Genomic DNA, 16,038 nt, shown 5'->3' with positions numbered 1-16,038 from the left:
CTACTCCGACATCAGGTCCAGAATGACCGCGTTCAGAACTGCGCGCCCTTGGGCTGTTGCCTTTAGCCGCGGGCCATCGACCTCGATCATGCCCAGTTCGGCCAGATGGGCAAGGCGGTTCCGGTCCAGGGGCCGCGGCGAAAGCGCCTCGTACCGGGTGATATCTAGCCCTTCGGATATACGAAGCCCCATCATCAGGTATTCATCGGCTTGATCTTGTAGAGATAATGTTACGCGGCTCAACTCACCGGAGCCTTTTGCGGCGGATGATAGCCAAGCGCCGGGGTTCAGCGGGCTTTCGGTGGCAAACCGCTGACCATCTATGGTGATGCGGCCATGGGCGCCGGGACCGATGCCGACATAGTCGCCATAGCGCCAATAGATCAGGTTGTGGCGGGACTCGGCGCCGGGGCGGGCGTGGTTCGAGACCTCGTAGGCGGGCAGCCCATGGTCGGCGCAGACCTCTTGCGTGATCAGGTACATGTCGGCGGCGTCGTCATCGGCGGGCAGGCCGCGCAGCTTGCCCCGCGCATAGCGGTCGCCAAAGGCGGTGCCGTCCTCGATTGTCAACTGATACAGCGACAGGTGATCGACGGCCATGGCCAGCGCTTCGTTCAACTCGGCGCGCCACGCGTCGGGTGTCTGGTCCTGTCGGGCATAGATCAGATCAAAACTGACCCGGTCGAAGCAGCGTCGGGCAATGTCGAAGGCGGCGCGCGCTTCGGCCACGCTATGAATGCGGCCCAGCCGGTGCAGGTCTTGGTCGTTGAGCGCCTGCACCCCCATCGAGATCCGGTTGACCCCGCCATCACGATAGGCGGCAAAACGCCCCGCCTCGACCGAGCCGGGATTTGCCTCCAGCGTGATTTCCATGTCGTTGGAGGTGGGCCAGAGTCGGCGGGCGGTTTCGATCACTGCCGCGACCGTTTCCGGCATCATCAGCGACGGGGTACCGCCGCCAAAGAACATTGTGTTCAGAACCCGGCCCGGCAGTTCGGCGGCAGAGCGTTCAAGCTCAATGACATAGGCTCTAACCCAGGCCTTTTGGTCTATTTCGCGGGCAACATGGCTGTTGAAGTCGCAATAGGGGCACTTGGCCTGGCAAAAGGGCCAATGCACGTAGAGGCCAAAGCCTCCATGCTGCCAGTCATCCGCCAAAACAGCCCTTTACGAATTTCTCCACTGCCCGCGCGCGGTGGCTGATCTTGTTCTTTTCCCAGCGATCCATTTCGGCAAAGGTCACATCATACCCCTCGGGCACGAACATCGGGTCATAGCCGAACCCGGCCGCGCCACGAATGGGCCAGACCAGATGGCCGGGGGCGATGCCTTCGAACACCTCGTCATGACCATCGGGCCAAGCCAGCACCAGCGTGCAGCGGAATTGTGCCAGCCGGGGGTGCGGGGCGCCTTTGGCTTCCATCTCGTCATGGGCGCGGGTCATCGCCATCAGGAAATCGCGCCCATTCCCGGTTTCCGCCCAATCGGCGGTATAGACGCCGGGCGCGCCGTTCAGTGCGTCGATGGTGATGCCGCTGTCATCGGACAGGGCGGGCAGGCCGGTGGCCCGGGCGGCGGCATGCGCCTTGATCCGGGCATTGCCGACAAAGGTATCCTCGGTCTCTTCCGGTTCGGGCAGGTTCATTTCGGCGGCGCCGACCACCTTGACCCCAAAGGGCTGGAGGAGATGTGCCATCTCTTCCAGCTTGCCCTTGTTGTGGGTCGCGATCAGCAGCGCGTCGCCTGTGAACCTGCGGGTCATGCGGTGGCGGCCTTTTGCGCGGCAACCAGTTCGCCGACGCCCTTTTCGGCGAGACCCAGCAGCTGATCCAGCTGCGCGCGGTTGAAGACAGAGCCTTCGGCGCTCATCTGTACCTCGATCAACTTGCCGGAACCGGTCATGATGAAATTGCCGTCGACGCCTGCTTCGCTGTCCTCGGGGTAATCGAGGTCCAGCACCGGCTGGCCGGCATAGATGCCACAGGAGACGGCGGCGACCGGATCGACCAGCGGATCGGAAATGACATCGCCCGCCTTCATCAGCTTGTTCACTGCCAGGCGCAGTGCGACCCAACCGCCGGTGATCGAGGCGCAGCGGGTGCCGCCATCGGCCTGGATTACGTCACAGTCGACGGTGATCTGGCGTTCGCCCAGGGCCACCCGGTCAACGCCCGCGCGCAGGGCGCGGCCGATCAGACGCTGAATCTCAACGGTTCGGCCGCCTTGCTTGCCGCTGGCGGCCTCGCGCCGCATCCGGGTATTGGTGGCGCGCGGCAGCATGCCGTATTCGGCGGTGACCCAGCCGAGGCCCGAGCCCTTGATAAAGGGGGGCACACGATCTTCGATGGTGGCGGTGCACAGCACATGCGTGTCGCCCATCTTGATCAGGCACGAGCCTTCGGCATGTTTTGTGAAACCGGTTTCGATTGAAACCGGGCGCATTTCGCTTAGATCTCGTCCAGAGGGTCGCATGGGTCATCCTTTGTCTGTTGCGCAGGGGATACCGCCCGCAGGGGCGGCGATGCAAGCCCGATTGACCTTTTCTGGACAGCGGATTTAATGGCCTGACAGTCAGGGAAGACAGATGAGTGACGCACGCAAAATCCTGGACGATCTGAACGATCGCTCGCGCGAGGTGTTTCGTCTGATCGTCGAAAGCTATCTCGACAGTGGCGAGCCGGTCGGCAGCCGGACCTTGACCCGGACCTTGAGCGAAAAGGTCAGCGCGGCCACGGTGCGCAACGTGATGCAGGACCTTGAATATCTCGGCCTGCTGGACAGCCCCCATGTCAGCGCGGGGCGGATACCGACCCAGATGGGGCTGCGGATGTTCGTTGACGGGCTGCTGGAGATCGGCGATCTGGACATGGGCGACCGGCAGAAGCTGGATGCCACATTGGGCGGAAACGCGGGTGATGTTGGTGGCGCGCTGGACAAGATCGGCGCGGCGCTGAGCCGGGTCAGCCAGGGTGCTTCGCTGGTGCTCACACCCAAGCATGAGACCGAGATCAAGCATATCGAGTTTGTCTCGCTGGGACATGACCGGGCATTGGTGGTGCTGGTCTTTGCCGATGGGCATGTGGAAAACCGCCTGTTCACGCCGCCGCCGGGGCAGACGCCCAGTTCGATGCGCGAGGCGGCCAATTTCCTGAACGCGCTGATCGAGGGCAAGACGCTGAGCGATGTGCGCCGGATGATGCAAACCGAGATCCGCGCCCGCCAGCAGGAGATTGACGGGCTGGCCCGCGAAATGGTGGAAAGCGGCCTTGCCGTGTGGGAGGGGCAGGGCGCCGACACCGCGCGGCTGATCGTCCGGGGCCGGGCGAATCTGTTGGGCGGAGCCGGTCAGGAAGAGGAGCTGGAGCGTATCCGGACGCTGTTTGATGATCTGGAACGCAAGCGTGATATCGCGGAATTCCTGGAATTGACCGAACAGGGCGAGGGCGTGCGCATTTTTATCGGGTCCGAGAACAAACTTTTCTCACTTTCGGGTTCCTCTTTGGTGGTGTCTCCATATATGAACGCTGACCGAAAGATCATCGGAGCGGTCGGGGTCATCGGACCCACCCGCCTCAATTATGGACGGATCGTGCCGATTGTGGATTACACGGCACAACTGGTCGGGCGGCTGATCTCCGACCGGAGTTAGAGGTAGAAGAATGGCAGAGTCGAAGAACGAAGAGTTTCTGGACGATATCGCAACCGCCGAAGCCGAGGAATATGCCGAGGACATGGCAGAGATCAGTGGCGAGGCCGCCGAGGTCGATGCGCTGCGAGCTGAGCGGGACGAATACAAGGACAAGTTCATGCGGGCGTTGGCGGATGCCGAAAACGTCCGCAAGCGCGGTGAACGGGCGCGGCGCGAGGCCGAGCAATATGGCGGCTCGAAACTGGCGCGAGACATGCTGCCGGTTTACGACAACATGAAACGCGCGCTGGAGGCGATGACCGATGAACAGCGGGCGGTTTCGGGCGCGCTGATCGAGGGGATCGAACTGACGATGCGGGCGCTGCTGGATGTTTTCGGCAAGCATGGCATCCAGGTCCTGTCGCCCCAGGTGGGCGACCGGTTCGACCCGCAGATGCACGAGGCGATGTTCGAGGCACCGGTGCCCGGCACCCGGGCGGGCGACATCATCCAGGTTTCGGCCGAGGGGTTCATGTTGCACGACCGGCTGCTGCGTCCGGCGCAGGTTGGCGTATCGTCGATGCCTGCCGGCTGATTTGGCTTCGCCAAGCCTCCGGCGGGAGTATTTTCAGCGAAATGAAGGGGCGGTCAGGATCTGGCCGCCTCTTTCAGTTTGTAAAGTACTTCCAGCGCCTGGCGGGGTGTCAGTTCGTCGGGGTGGATATCCTTGAGCATCACGTCGGCGGGTGAGGTCTTTGGCGCGGGCGGTGGCGGTGGCGGCGCGGCGGAGAACAGCGGCAGGTCGTCGATCAGCGCCTTTTGCTTGCCGCCCTCACGTTCTGATTTCTCCAGCTGGTCCAGCACCACCCGGGCACGCGCCACGACCGAGGGCGGCAGGCCGGCTAACTGCGCTACCTGCACGCCATAAGATCGGTCGGCCGCACCCTGGCGCACCTCGTGCAGGAAGATCACTTCGCCCTCCCACTCCTTGACCGCGACGGTCAGGTTTTCGACGCCGTCGAGGGTTGCGGCGAGGGCGGTGAGTTCGTGGTAATGGGTGGCAAAGAGCGCGCGGCAGCGATTGGTCGCGTGCAGATGCTCCAGCGTGGCCCAGGCGATGGAAAGCCCGTCATAGGTGGCGGTGCCGCGGCCGATCTCGTCGAGGATGACCAGCGCGTGGTCGTCGGCCTGGTTCAGGATGGCGGCGGTTTCCACCATCTCGACCATGAAGGTCGAGCGACCGCGCGCCAGATCGTCCGAGGCACCGACGCGGCTGAACAGCTGGCTGACCACCCCGATATGGGCGCTGTCGGCGGGCACGTAGCTGCCCATCTGGGCGAGGAGCACAATCAGCGCGTTCTGTCGCAGGTAGGTCGATTTACCGGCCATGTTTGGACCGGTCAGCAGGCGGATCGCGGCGCCCTTGTCGGCGCTGAGGTCGCAGTCATTGGCGACGAACGGCTCGCCGCCCTGACGGCGCAGCGCGTGTTCCACCACCGGGTGGCGCCCGCCCTCGATGGCAAAGGCGCGCGAGGGGTCGACGCTGGGTCGGCACCAGTTCTCGGCCCGGGCCAGATCGGCCAGTGCGGTGGCCAGATCCAGCTCAGCCAGACCGCGCGCGGCGAGGTTAAGGCTGGCAGCCTGGTCCAGAACTGCCCCAGAAAGGCTGGTATAGAGCCGCTTTTCGATCTCGAGCGCGTGGTTCCCGGCGTTCAGGATGCGGGTTTCCAGCTCGCTCAGCTCGACCGTGGTGAAACGCACCTGATTGGCGGTTGTCTGGCGGTGGATATAGGTCTCGCTCAGCGGCGGGTTCAGCATCCTGGCCGCGTGGGTGGCGGTGGTTTCGATGAAATAGCCCAGAACGTTGTTGTGCTTGATCTTCAGCGAGGTGATGCCGGTATGTTCGGCATATTTCTGCTGCATCCCGGCGATGACGCCACGGCCCTTGTCGCGCAGTTCGCGCGCCTCGTCCAGGTCGCTGTCGTAACCCGGCGCGATAAAGCCGCCATCGCGGGCCAGCAGCGGCGGTTCGGCCACCAATGCGGTATCGAGCAGGCCAAGCAGGTCGTCGAACCCGTTGAGATCGGCACAGGCGCTTGCGATCAGGTCGGGCAGTTCGAGTCCATGGCAGAGCGCGGCAATCGCCTCGGCCTGGCCCAGCCCGTTACGGATCGCGGCAAGGTCGCGCGGACCGCCCCGGTCCAGCGCCAGCCGCGACAGGGCACGGTCCAGATCGGGTGTCTTGCGCAGGGCCGCGCGCAGGTCGGCGGCCAGGGTGGCGTGGTCGATACAGAAGTCGAGCGCCGACAGCCGCGCGTGGATGACGCCCAGATTGCGGGAAGGGCTGGCGATGCGCTGTTCCAGCAAGCGGGCGCCACCGGGGGTGACCGTGCGGTCGATCACCGACAAGAGCGAGCCGCCGCGTTCGCCGGACAAGGAGCGGGTCAGTTCCAGATTGCGCCTTGTGGCGGCGTCGATCTGCATCACCCGGTCCTCGGCCTCTTGCACCGGGGGTTGCAGCAGCGGCAGTTTACCTTTCTGGGTGAGGTCCAGATAGTCGATCAACGCACCCATGGCCGACAGTTCGGCGCGAGCGAAGGTCCCAAACCCCTCCAGCGAGCCGACCTTGTAAAGTTCGCACAGGCGCTTTTCGGCGGCCATGCTGTCGAAACTGGCCTTGCCCAGCGGGGTCAGCGGAATGCGGTGATCGTTTGCCAGCGGGCGCAATTGCTGGAATACCGGTTCATCAACCACCAGCAGTTCGGATGGGGCGAGCCGCGCCAGTTCCGGGCTGAGCCGGGGGCGGGTCACCGGCATCACGTGGAAATCGCCGGTCGAGATATCGGCCCAGGCCAGCGCGGCGCCACTACGCACCTCTGCATAAGCCACCAGGAAATTATGGCGGCGCGCTTCGAGCAGCGCATCCTCGGTCAGGGTGCCGGGGGTCACGAGCCGCACCACATCGCGCCGGACCACGGATTTCGATCCGCGCTTCTTGGCCTCGGCGGGGCTTTCCATCTGTTCGCAGACGGCGACCCGGAACCCCTTGCGGATCAGGGTCAGCAGATAGCCCTCGGCGGCGTGAACCGGGACGCCGCACATCGGGATATCCTCGCCCTCGTGCTTACCGCGCTTGGTCAGTGCGATATCCAGCGCCTCGGCCGCGGCAATCGCGTCGTCAAAGAACATCTCATAGAAATCGCCCATCCGGTAAAACAGCAGGGCGTCGGCATGGGCCTCTTTGATTTCGAGGTATTGGGCCATCATGGGCGTGACGGTGGTCAAGGCGATAGTCTCCGGCGGCTGGTGCGCGCGACCTTACAAATCCGGCCCCTGCGGCGAAAGGCGAAAACGCATTGTCGTTGAGGAGCGCGATTGCCTGCGCTATGAGGCTGAAAGCCCGCATAGCAGAGAAACGACCCATCCCATGCCCAAAGCGAAGATCACAAACGAAGAGGCGCTGGCCTTTCACCTGGAACCGACCCCCGGCAAGTGGGAGGTGCAAGCCACCGTTCCCATGACCACCCAGCGCGATCTGTCGCTGGCCTATTCCCCCGGCGTTGCGGTCCCCTGCGAGGCGATCGCGGCCGATCCCGGGCTGGCCTATGACTATACCAACAAGGGCAACCTGGTTGCGGTGATTTCGAACGGAACGGCGGTTCTGGGCCTGGGCAATCTGGGCGCGCTGGGCGGCAAGCCGGTGATGGAGGGCAAGGCGGTGCTGTTCAAGCGCTTTGCTGACGTGAACTCGATCGACATCGAACTGGATACCGAGGACCCGGACGAGTTCTGCCGCGCGGTCAAGCTGATGGGGCCGACATTCGGGGGCATCAACCTTGAAGACATCAAGGCGCCCGAGTGTTTCATCATCGAGCAGCGGCTGAAGGAAGAGATGGATATCCCCGTCTTTCACGACGACCAGCATGGCACGGCGGTGATCTGCGCGGCGGGCCTGATCAACGCGCTGCATATCTCGGGCAAGAAGATCGAAGATGTGAAGATTGTCCTGAACGGGGCCGGGGCGGCGGGCATCGCCTGTATCGAGCTGTTGAAAACCATGGGTGCGCGGCACGAGAACTGCATTGTCTGCGATACCAAGGGCGTGATCTATCAGGGCCGCACCGAGGGCATGAACCAGTGGAAATCGGCCCATGCCATCAAGACCGAACTGCGCAGCCTCGACGAGGCGATGAAGGGGGCCGACGTGTTCCTGGGCGTCAGCGTCAAGGGTGCGGTGACGCAGGAAATGGTGCAGAGCATGGCCGACAACCCGGTCATCTTCGCCATGGCCAACCCCGACCCGGAAATCACGCCGGAAGAGGCGCATGAGGTGCGCCCCGACGCCATCGTCGCCACCGGGCGCAGCGACTATCCCAACCAGGTGAACAACGTGTTGGGCTTTCCATATCTGTTCCGAGGGGCGCTGGATATTCACGCCCGCGCCATCAATGACGAGATGAAGATCGCCTGCGCCCATGCGCTGGCGGCACTGGCGCGCGAGGATGTGCCGGACGAGGTCGCTATGGCCTATGGCAAGAGCCTGACCTTTGGCCGAGATTACATCATCCCGACCCCGTTCGACCCGCGCCTGATCCACCGCATTCCGCCCGCTGTGGCGCGGGCCGGTATGGATACCGGCGCGGCGCGGCGACCGATCATCGACATGGATGCCTATGAGCTGGGTCTGAAATCGCGGATGGATCCGACCGCCAGTATCCTGCGCGGCATCAACGCCCGCGCACGCAAGGCGCAAAGCCGGATGATCTTTGCCGAGGGCGACGACCCCCGCGTGCTGCGCGCGGCGGTGATGTACCAGCGCTCGGGCTATGGCAAGGCGCTGGTTGTGGGTCGTCAGGACGATGTGAAGACCAAGCTGGAGGCCGCAGGCCTGGAGGATGCGGTACGTGAGTTGGAGGTGGTGAACGCCGCCAACACCGCACATCTGGAGACCTACAAGGAGTTTCTGTACTCGCGTCTGCAACGCAAGGGGTTCGATCAGAAGGATGTGCATCGCCTCGCCGCGCGCGACCGGCATGTGTTCTCGGCGCTGATGCTGGCACATGGACATGGCGATGGGTTGGTGACCGGTGCGACCCGGAAATCGGCACATGTGCTGCACCAGATCAGCCATGTCTTCGACGCCGATGCCGCGCATGGGGCGGCGGGGATCACCGCGCTTTTGCACAAGGGCAAGATCGTGCTGATCGGCGACACGCTGGTGCATGAATGGCCCGACGAACACGATCTGGCTACCATCGCCGAACGCGCCGCTGACGTGGCCCGCCATATGGGGCTGGAGCCTCGGGTCGCCTTTGTCAGTTTCTCGACCTTTGGCTATCCGATCTCGGAACGGACCGAAAAGCTGACCAAAGCGCCCAAGGTTCTGGAAGCGCGCGGCGTGAATTTCGAGTTCGAAGGCGAAATGACCGTCGATGTGGCGCTGAACCCGCGCTCGAAAGAGGCCTATCCCTTCTCGCGCCTCACTGGCCCGGCGAACATCCTGATCGTGCCAGCGCGGCACTCGGCCTCGATCTCGACCAAGCTGATGCAGGAGATGGCGGGCGCCACGGTGATTGGCCCGATCCTGACCGGTGTCGACAAGCCGATCCAGATCTGTTCGACCGTCTCCACCGCCAATGACATCCTGAACATGGCGGTGCTGGCCTCGGCCGAGATCGGCTAGGCCATGGCGATCTGGAACCTCGGCTCGATCAATGCGGACATGGTCTATGCCGTGCCGCATCTGCCCGGGCCGGGCGAGACGCTGGCCGCTTCGGGGATGGAGCGGTTTCTGGGAGGCAAGGGCGCCAATATGTCGGTGGCCGCTGCACGCGCGGGGTCGCATGTGCGCCATATCGGCGCGGTGGGGCCGGATGGGCGCTGGGCCATCGACCGGCTGACAGAATATGGCGTCGATACCCGCCATATCGCGACACTGGAAGCGCCCACCGGTCATGCCATCATCGCGGTGGAGCCGGGGGGTGAGAACCTGATCGTTCTGTTGCCCGGTGCCAACCGGGCGATATCACCCGAGCGGGTCGCCAATGTGCTGGCGGATGCCGGGCCGGGCGACCTGCTGGTGATGCAGAACGAGACCAGCGCCCAGGTCGAAGCGGCGCGGCTGGGTCGCGAACGCGGCCTCACCGTGTGTTATGCTGCCGCTCCCTTTGACGCGCAAGCGGTGCGGGATGTGCTGCCGTGGCTCGATTTCCTGATCCTGAACGCGGTCGAGGCCGAGCAGCTGCAACAGGCGACCGGCCTGTTGCCGGATCAGTTGCCGGTGCAGCATGTCATCGTGACCCTGGGATCCAAGGGCGCACGCTATTTCGACACTAAACAAGGGAAAATGGCGGAATATCCCGCCCACAAGGTCAAGGCGGTCGATACCACCGGGGCGGGCGATACCTTTACCGGTTATGTCCTGTCCGGGATGGACCGGGGCCTGCCGATGCCGCAGGCCATCACACAGGCGATGCGCGCCGCCGCTTTGATGGTGATGCGTCACGGCACGGCGGATGTGATCCCCGACCTGAAAGAGGTTTTGGGGGCGCGGTTCTAACTGCCCGCAAAGGGCGCCGCATCGCCCCAAAGCTGTTTCACCCGCGCATCGCGGCCACAGGAATTGCGATAAAGCTTGTACGCCGTGTGCTGTCGTTTCGGGCCGAACCGGGTGAGCACAAGGCTGTCGCCCTTGTAATAGTCCTGATGATACGCCTCTGCCGGATAAAAGGGCCCAGCATCCAGAACCGGGGTTACGACCTTTTGCCCCAACCGAGCTTCGGCCTCGGCCTTTGCTTGGGTCGCAAGCGCGGATTCTTCCTTGTTAGAGACAAATATCGCGGTGCGATAGCTGTCGCCGCGATCACAGAACTGGCCACCTGCATCGGTTGGATCGACCGAGCGGAAGAACAGATGCAGCAGGCGTTCACGTGAAACCCGGTCAGGGTCGAAGGTGATCTGCACCGCCTCAAAATGCCCGGTGCCACCGCGCGTGACCTGCTTGTAGGTGGGGTTCTCGACCGTCCCGCCGGTATAGCCGGACACTGCACCCAGAACGCCGGGCACCTGTTCGAAATCGGATTCGACACACCAGAAGCAGCCGCCCGCAACAGTCAGAGTTTCGGCAGGGGCCGCCCGTGCAGGGGCGGGTTGCAGCACGGATGCCAGTGCCATGGCGGCAACAAGGGCGATGGGTTTAAGCGTCTGGATCGGGGACATTGCGGACCTCCTCTTGCAGATATCTTCAGGCTGCCGCGATCGGACCCGTGCGACAAGCTGCCGACATGGTTTGTCACGCTCTGTTGATCGGCGGTTTACCCCTTGGAACCCGCGGGCGGGGCAGATAGCTTGCCCGCGAATTCACACCTTGAGGGGGGCAGGGATGAAAATCGCGATGTGGTCGGGGCCGCGCAACCTGTCGACGGCGATGATGTACGCCTTTGGCGCCCGGACCGATTGCGCGGTGATCGACGAGCCGTTCTATGCCGCCTATCTGGCGATGACCGGGCTGAACCACCCGATGCGGGAAGAGGTTCTGGCTGCCCAGCCGCAGAACCCCGACCAGGTGGCGGCGATGCTGGTCGGCCCCAACCCGGGCGCGCGGCCGTTCTGGTACCAGAAACACATGACCCAGCACATGATCCCCGGCATCCCGCGCGACTGGATGCGGGCGGTCTGCAACGTGTTCCTGATCCGCCATCCGGCGCGGGTGATCGCCAGCTATGCCGAAAAGCGCGAAAACCCGACGCTGGAAGATATCGGGTTTCGCCAGCAGGCGGAGCTGTTTGACGAGGTATCGGGTTGGGGCGGTGCCCCGGTGGTGATCGACAGCCATGATATCCGCGATAATCCGGCGCAGATGCTGGAGCGGCTGTGTGACCGGATCGGTGTGCCGTGGTCGCCGCATATGCTGAGCTGGCCCAAGGGTGGCCACAAGGACGATGGCGTCTGGGCGCGGCATTGGTACGGGGCGGTCTGGAACTCGACCGGGTTTGCCGGTCCCGAAGGTGACCTGCCCGAGGTGCCAGAGGCGTTGCAACCGGTGCTGGATGCGGCATTGCCGTTTTACGAGCGGATGAAGGCCGAAAAGATCTGAACCGGGGTTAAGGGGCGCTGCCCCTCTGCGCCTTTGGCGCATTCACCCCGGGATATTTTGGGCAAGAGGAAATGGCTTTTGATGCGCAGATCTCTGGCTCATGTCGCGTTGGTTGTGCGTGATTATGACGAGGCCATCGGTTTCTATGTCGGCAAGCTGGGGTTCGATCTGGTCGAGGACAGCTATCAGCCGGAACAGGACAAGCGCTGGGTCGTGGTGCGGCCGGGCGCGGATGGCTGTTCGATCCTACTGGCGCGGGCGTCCGACGCGCATCAGGCCCGATACATCGGCGATCAGGCCCGGGGGGGGCGGGTGTTCCTGTTTCTAAGAACGGATGATTTCTGGCGCGACTACCGGGCGTTTCGCGACCAGGGTATCGAATTTGTCCGCGAACCCAAAGCGCAGCCCTATGGCATCGTGGCAGTGTTCCGCGATCTTTAAGGCACGCTTTGGGATCTGATCCAGTTTACAGACGGTCGGCCCTGAACGCGGGTCGTTACAGGAGCTGCCCCAACTTCATCGCCACGGCCATGTTGCCGCTGATCTTGAGCTTGCCCATCATCACACCGGTCATCGGGTTCAGCTTGCCGGTCAGCAGTTTGACCAGGTTGTCCTGGCTCAGGCGGATGGTGCAATCGGTGTCGCGGTCCTGGGTGCTGGCGGTGTTGTCGGCCAGAACGATCACGCCATCCTCGCCGCAGTCGAATTTCAGCGACCCGTCAAAGCTTTTGCCCGCCAGTTCGGTCTGCATCTTGTCGGCGATGTCCTGAAGCATGTCGCGCCCCTCGTGTTGCTGGGAAAAGCGGTAAGAAACCGGCCCGCGCTTGGCAAGCCTGACCAAGCGGCAGGGTCAGCCGCCCAGCGCGCGTTGGGTCAGGGGGCAGGGCGACCCGCCATAGAACGCCTCCAGAACCGCGCGGAACTCGCCCGGAGCGTCCGGCACCGCGGCAAAGAGGGTCATGGACGAGCGTAGTTTCTTGGCGTCGATACCGCCCAGGATATCCTCGGGCCGTTTGCCGGTGTGGCCGAGCATCAGGCGGCTGACCTCTATCAGACGGCGGCGCAATTCAGGGTGGGCGAGATAGGCGGCGGCCTCGTCCAGATCCCCGATCCCGTAAAGCTGCGCCATATGCGACCGGCCCAGCTCTGCCAGTTGCGGAAAGACGAACCACATCCAGTGGCTCGTCTTCTGTCCCACAGTCAGCTCACGCAGGACATCCGGCCAAACGGTGTCCTGCGCCTCGACGAACATCTCCAGTTCGTCGTCATCATCAAACTCGTCTTCGCCGCTCACTTGTCCGCAACGCGGCGGTTGCGGGTGGCAATCAGTTTCAGTCGCAGCGCGTTCAACTGGATGAAGCCCTTGGCATCCTGCTGGTCGTATGCGCCTGCGTCCTCTTCGAAGGTCACGTGCTTTTCAGAGTAGAGCGAGTGATCCGACCAGCGGGCGACGGTACGTGCCGAGCCCTTGTAGAGTTTCAGCCGGACGGTGCCGGTGACATGCTCCTGGCTCTTGTCGATCAGGGCCTGCAGCATCTCGCGCTCGGGGCTGAACCAGAAGCCGTTATAGATCAGCTCGGCATAGCGGGGCATGATCGAGTCCTTGAGGTGGCCCGCGCCGCTGTCCAGCGTGATCTGTTCGATGCCGCGATGCGCCTCGAGCAGGATGGTGCCGCCGGGGGTCTCGTAGACGCCGCGCGATTTCATCCCGACAAAGCGGTTCTCGACGAAATCCAAGAGGCCGATACCGTGCTTGCCACCCAATTCGTTGAGCTTGGTCAGGATGGTCGCGGGAGACATCGCCTCGCCGTTGATCGCTACCGCGTCGCCTTTTTCAAAGGTGACCTCGATGAACTCGGGCGTGTTGGGCGCGTCTTCGACCGCGACGATGCGCTGGGCGACATAATCGGGCGCCTCGACGCCCGGATCCTCCAGCACCTTGCCCTCGGACGAGGTATGCAAGAGGTTCGCATCGACCGAGAACGGCGCCTCGCCGCGCTTGTCCTTGGCGATTGGGATCTGGTTCTGTTCGGCGAATTCCAGCAGGCGGGTGCGGCTGGTCAGGTCCCATAGGCGCCAGGGCGCGATCACCTTGATCTCGGGATTCAGGGCATAGGCGGAAAGTTCGAACCGCACCTGGTCATTGCCCTTGCCGGTGGCGCCATGGGCCACGGCATCGGCGCCATGTTCGGCGGCGATCTCGACCAGACGTTTCGAGATCAGCGGCCGCGCGATCGAGGTGCCCAGCAGATAGAGCCCCTCGTAGACCGCATTGGCGCGGAACATCGGGAAGACAAAGTCGCGCACGAACTCTTCGCGCACATCCTCGATATGGATGTTCTCGGGCTTGATGCCCAGCAGCTCGGCCTTCTTGCGGGCGGGTTCAAGTTCCTCTCCCTGACCGAGATCGGCGGTAAAGGTGACAACCTCGCAGCCATATTCGGTCTGCAACCATTTCAGGATGATCGAGGTATCGAGGCCACCGGAATAGGCCAGGACAACTTTCTTGGGCGCGGACATCGGATTTCCCCTTAAACGCATGACGTGTGGGGCCTAGCGGGTTTTGCGGTTGGGGGCAAGTTGTGGCGTCCGAAGCGCGACGAATTCGCAAGGCTGACGCGTACACCAATGTATTCCTTGCCTCGGGCGCGGGGTTGCGGCAGTCAGGCGGAATGAGCGATTTCATGACCCGTGCCCGCGCCGCCGAACAGGCGATGCGCGATGTCTTTCCCGCCACGCCGTTGCAGCGCAACGACCATCTGTCGGCGCGTTATGGCGCCGATATCTGGCTCAAGCGCGAGGATCTGAGCCCGGTCCGGTCCTACAAGATCCGGGGCGCGTTCAACGCGATGCGCAAGCAGCCGGGGCAGGGGCTGTTCGTCTGTGCCAGCGCGGGCAACCATGCCCAGGGCGTGGCCTATATGTGTCGGCACATGGGGGTGCGGGGCGTGATCTTCATGCCGGTGACCACGCCGCAGCAGAAGATCCAGAAAACCCGCATGTTCGGCGGCGATCAGATCGAAATTCACCTGACCGGTGACTATTTCGACCAGACGCTGGCGGCGGCGCAGGCCTGGTGCGCGCAGGAGGGCGGGCATTTCCTGTCCCCCTTCGATGATGCTGACGTGATCGAGGGGCAGGCCTCGCTGGCCGTCGAGATCGAGGAACAGCTGGGCGGGGTGCCCGATCACGTTGTGCTGCCGGTGGGTGGCGGCGGCATGTCGGCGGGGGTGGCCACCTGGTTCGGGGATCGCAGCCATTGCATCTTTGTCGAACCCGAAGGCGGCGCCTGTCTGCGCGCGGCGCTGGCGGCAGGTCATCCGGTGACGCTCGACCATGTGGATAACTTCGTCGATGGCGCGGCGGTGGGCCGGATCGGGGAAAAGACATTCGAGCTGCTGAGGTCCCGGCACATGTCGGATGTGCTGGTGATGTCCGAGGACCGGATCTGTACCACCATCATCGAGATGCTGAATGTCGAGGGTATCGTGCTGGAACCCGCTGGTGCGCTGTCGGTCGAGGCGGTCGGGGATGTGCAAAGCTTCATCCGCGGCAAGACGGTGGTCTGCGTCACCTCGGGCGGAAATTTCGATTTCGAACGCCTGCCCGAGGTCAAGGAGCGCGCGCAGCGGTATCTGGGAGTCAAGAAATACTTCCTATTGCGACTGCCGCAGCGGCCCGGTGCGCTGAAGGAGTTTCTGAACATCCTCGGGCCGGACGACGATATCGCCCGGTTCGAATACATGAAGAAATCGGCACGCAATTTCGGCTCGGTCCTTATCGGGATCGAGACCAGCAAACCCGAAAATTTCGAGCGGCTTTATGCCCATCTGGACGAGGCCGGGTTCACCTATACTGACATCACCCGCAACGAGACGCTGGCGCAGTTCGTGATCTAGGCGCGGTCAGATATGCGCGGCCAGCTCCGCTTGAAACACGTCGCGCGATTGTTCAAAATTCCGGATGATCGCCGCCAGATCCACCTCGGATGCACGACCGGCGGCGGCCATTCTTTCGCCGTCCTGACATAGAATGGAAAAGGACTGAAACCCAAGGCTGAGCGCGCTGCCCTTGAGAAAATGAAGGTCGCCCCCCAGGCTTGCCGGGTCAGGGGCAACACGCAACCGCTGAATCACCTCGTCGACCTCTTCCAGAAACAGTTGCACCACTTCGCCAAAATCCTCGGCGCCGACCTCGTCCTTGAGCTGGGTAACGCGGGGCCAGTTGATCATGGCTCACCTCCGTCTATGTCCGTCCTTCACTCTTGGTTAGGACATTCTCGGTAAACACCGGGTTAAGGCCGGTGGGCAGTTGC

16 protein-coding genes are annotated in these 16,038 nt (G+C 63.3%); 7 read left to right on the top strand and 9 right to left on the bottom strand.

Annotated elements, in window-relative coordinates:
* The 3 genes from hemW to rph are packed head-to-tail and all read right to left on the bottom strand — an operon-like array spanning position 1 to position 2,472.
* Positions 1-1,158 (bottom strand): radical SAM family heme chaperone HemW, encoded by a 1,158-nt coding sequence (hemW, locus tag OE747_RS15945; protein WP_263829543.1) that lies wholly within the window; start codon positions 1,156-1,158, stop codon positions 1-3.
* A complete protein-coding gene (gene rdgB, locus OE747_RS15940; RefSeq protein ID WP_263829542.1) occupies positions 1,148-1,762 on the bottom strand; it encodes an RdgB/HAM1 family non-canonical purine NTP pyrophosphatase in 615 nt (204 codons plus the stop codon). The genes hemW and rdgB overlap by 11 nt, the downstream gene beginning before the upstream one ends.
* Entirely contained in the window at positions 1,759-2,472 is a 714-nt protein-coding gene (gene rph / locus OE747_RS15935) for a ribonuclease PH (RefSeq protein WP_164131456.1), read from the bottom strand. The genes rdgB and rph overlap by 4 nt, the downstream gene beginning before the upstream one ends.
* Positions 2,473-2,584: 112 nt before the next feature.
* Between rph and hrcA the strand changes: the two genes are divergently transcribed.
* Together hrcA and OE747_RS15925 are read left to right on the top strand one after the other, a co-directional pair.
* A complete protein-coding gene (hrcA, locus tag OE747_RS15930; protein WP_263829541.1) occupies positions 2,585-3,649 on the top strand; it encodes a heat-inducible transcriptional repressor HrcA in 1,065 nt (354 codons plus the stop codon).
* 10 nt (positions 3,650-3,659) lie between these two features.
* Positions 3,660-4,223, top strand: a complete 564-nt coding sequence (locus OE747_RS15925) for a nucleotide exchange factor GrpE (protein WP_263829540.1) — start codon at positions 3,660-3,662, stop codon at positions 4,221-4,223.
* Between the two features lie 53 nt (positions 4,224-4,276).
* Here the strand turns inward: OE747_RS15925 and mutS are convergent, their stop codons facing one another.
* The gene (gene mutS / locus OE747_RS15920; RefSeq protein WP_263829604.1) at positions 4,277-6,895 is read right to left on the bottom strand and encodes a DNA mismatch repair protein MutS; all 2,619 of its coding nucleotides are present in this window, start codon (positions 6,893-6,895) and stop codon (positions 4,277-4,279) included.
* A 160-nt stretch (positions 6,896-7,055) separates the two neighbouring features.
* Between mutS and OE747_RS15915 the strand changes: the two genes are divergently transcribed.
* Entirely contained in the window at positions 7,056-9,311 is a 2,256-nt protein-coding gene (locus OE747_RS15915) for an NADP-dependent malic enzyme (protein WP_263829539.1), read from the top strand.
* A gap of 3 nt (positions 9,312-9,314) precedes the next feature.
* The gene (locus OE747_RS15910; RefSeq protein ID WP_263829538.1) at positions 9,315-10,187 is read left to right on the top strand and encodes a ribokinase; all 873 of its coding nucleotides are present in this window, start codon (positions 9,315-9,317) and stop codon (positions 10,185-10,187) included.
* On the opposite strand, the gene msrA is transcribed toward OE747_RS15910, so the two are convergent.
* Positions 10,184-10,846 (bottom strand): peptide-methionine (S)-S-oxide reductase MsrA, encoded by a 663-nt coding sequence (gene msrA / locus OE747_RS15905; protein ID WP_263829537.1) that lies wholly within the window; start codon positions 10,844-10,846, stop codon positions 10,184-10,186. The two genes, OE747_RS15910 and msrA, sit on opposite strands and share 4 nt — an antisense overlap.
* A 163-nt stretch (positions 10,847-11,009) precedes the next feature.
* On the opposite strand from msrA, the gene OE747_RS15900 reads away from it, so the two are divergent.
* Both OE747_RS15900 and OE747_RS15895 read left to right on the top strand, forming a co-directional pair.
* On the top strand, positions 11,010-11,723 hold the full coding sequence (locus OE747_RS15900) for a sulfotransferase-like domain-containing protein (RefSeq protein ID WP_263829536.1): 714 nt from the start codon (positions 11,010-11,012) through the stop codon (positions 11,721-11,723).
* Between the two features lie 81 nt (positions 11,724-11,804).
* Complete coding sequence (locus OE747_RS15895; protein ID WP_263829535.1) at positions 11,805-12,164, top strand: VOC family protein; 360 nt, start codon at positions 11,805-11,807, stop codon at positions 12,162-12,164.
* Between the two features lie 55 nt (positions 12,165-12,219).
* On the opposite strand, the gene OE747_RS15890 is transcribed toward OE747_RS15895, so the two are convergent.
* The 3 genes from OE747_RS15890 to OE747_RS15880 all read right to left on the bottom strand — a co-directional run bounded on the left by OE747_RS15890 (position 12,220) and on the right by OE747_RS15880 (position 14,243).
* Positions 12,220-12,498, bottom strand: coding sequence for an SCP2 sterol-binding domain-containing protein (locus OE747_RS15890; RefSeq protein WP_263387397.1), 279 nt, complete (start codon positions 12,496-12,498; stop codon positions 12,220-12,222).
* A 75-nt stretch (positions 12,499-12,573) separates the two neighbouring features.
* Positions 12,574-12,975, bottom strand: coding sequence for a DUF1810 domain-containing protein (locus tag OE747_RS15885; protein ID WP_404818330.1), 402 nt, complete (start codon positions 12,973-12,975; stop codon positions 12,574-12,576).
* Positions 12,976-13,013: 38 nt separating this feature from the next.
* The gene (locus OE747_RS15880) at positions 13,014-14,243 is read right to left on the bottom strand and encodes an argininosuccinate synthase (protein WP_263829533.1); all 1,230 of its coding nucleotides are present in this window, start codon (positions 14,241-14,243) and stop codon (positions 13,014-13,016) included.
* Between the two features lie 152 nt (positions 14,244-14,395).
* On the opposite strand from OE747_RS15880, the gene ilvA reads away from it, so the two are divergent.
* Positions 14,396-15,622 carry a threonine ammonia-lyase IlvA gene (gene ilvA / locus OE747_RS15875; RefSeq protein ID WP_263829532.1) on the top strand — a complete coding sequence of 409 codons (1,227 nt, stop codon included), beginning with the start codon at positions 14,396-14,398 and terminating at the stop codon, positions 15,620-15,622.
* 6 nt (positions 15,623-15,628) lie between these two features.
* On the opposite strand, the gene OE747_RS15870 is transcribed toward ilvA, so the two are convergent.
* A complete protein-coding gene (locus tag OE747_RS15870; protein WP_263829531.1) occupies positions 15,629-15,955 on the bottom strand; it encodes an Hpt domain-containing protein in 327 nt (108 codons plus the stop codon).
* Between the last annotated feature and the right edge of the window lie 83 nt (positions 15,956-16,038).

It is taken from the genome of Ruegeria aquimaris, from assembly GCF_025751555.1.
GTDB lineage: Bacteria > Pseudomonadota > Alphaproteobacteria > Rhodobacterales > Rhodobacteraceae > Ruegeria_B > Ruegeria_B aquimaris.
The sequence above is the reverse complement of the archived record's forward strand: the minus strand, read 5'-3'. Positions and strand labels throughout refer to the sequence as shown.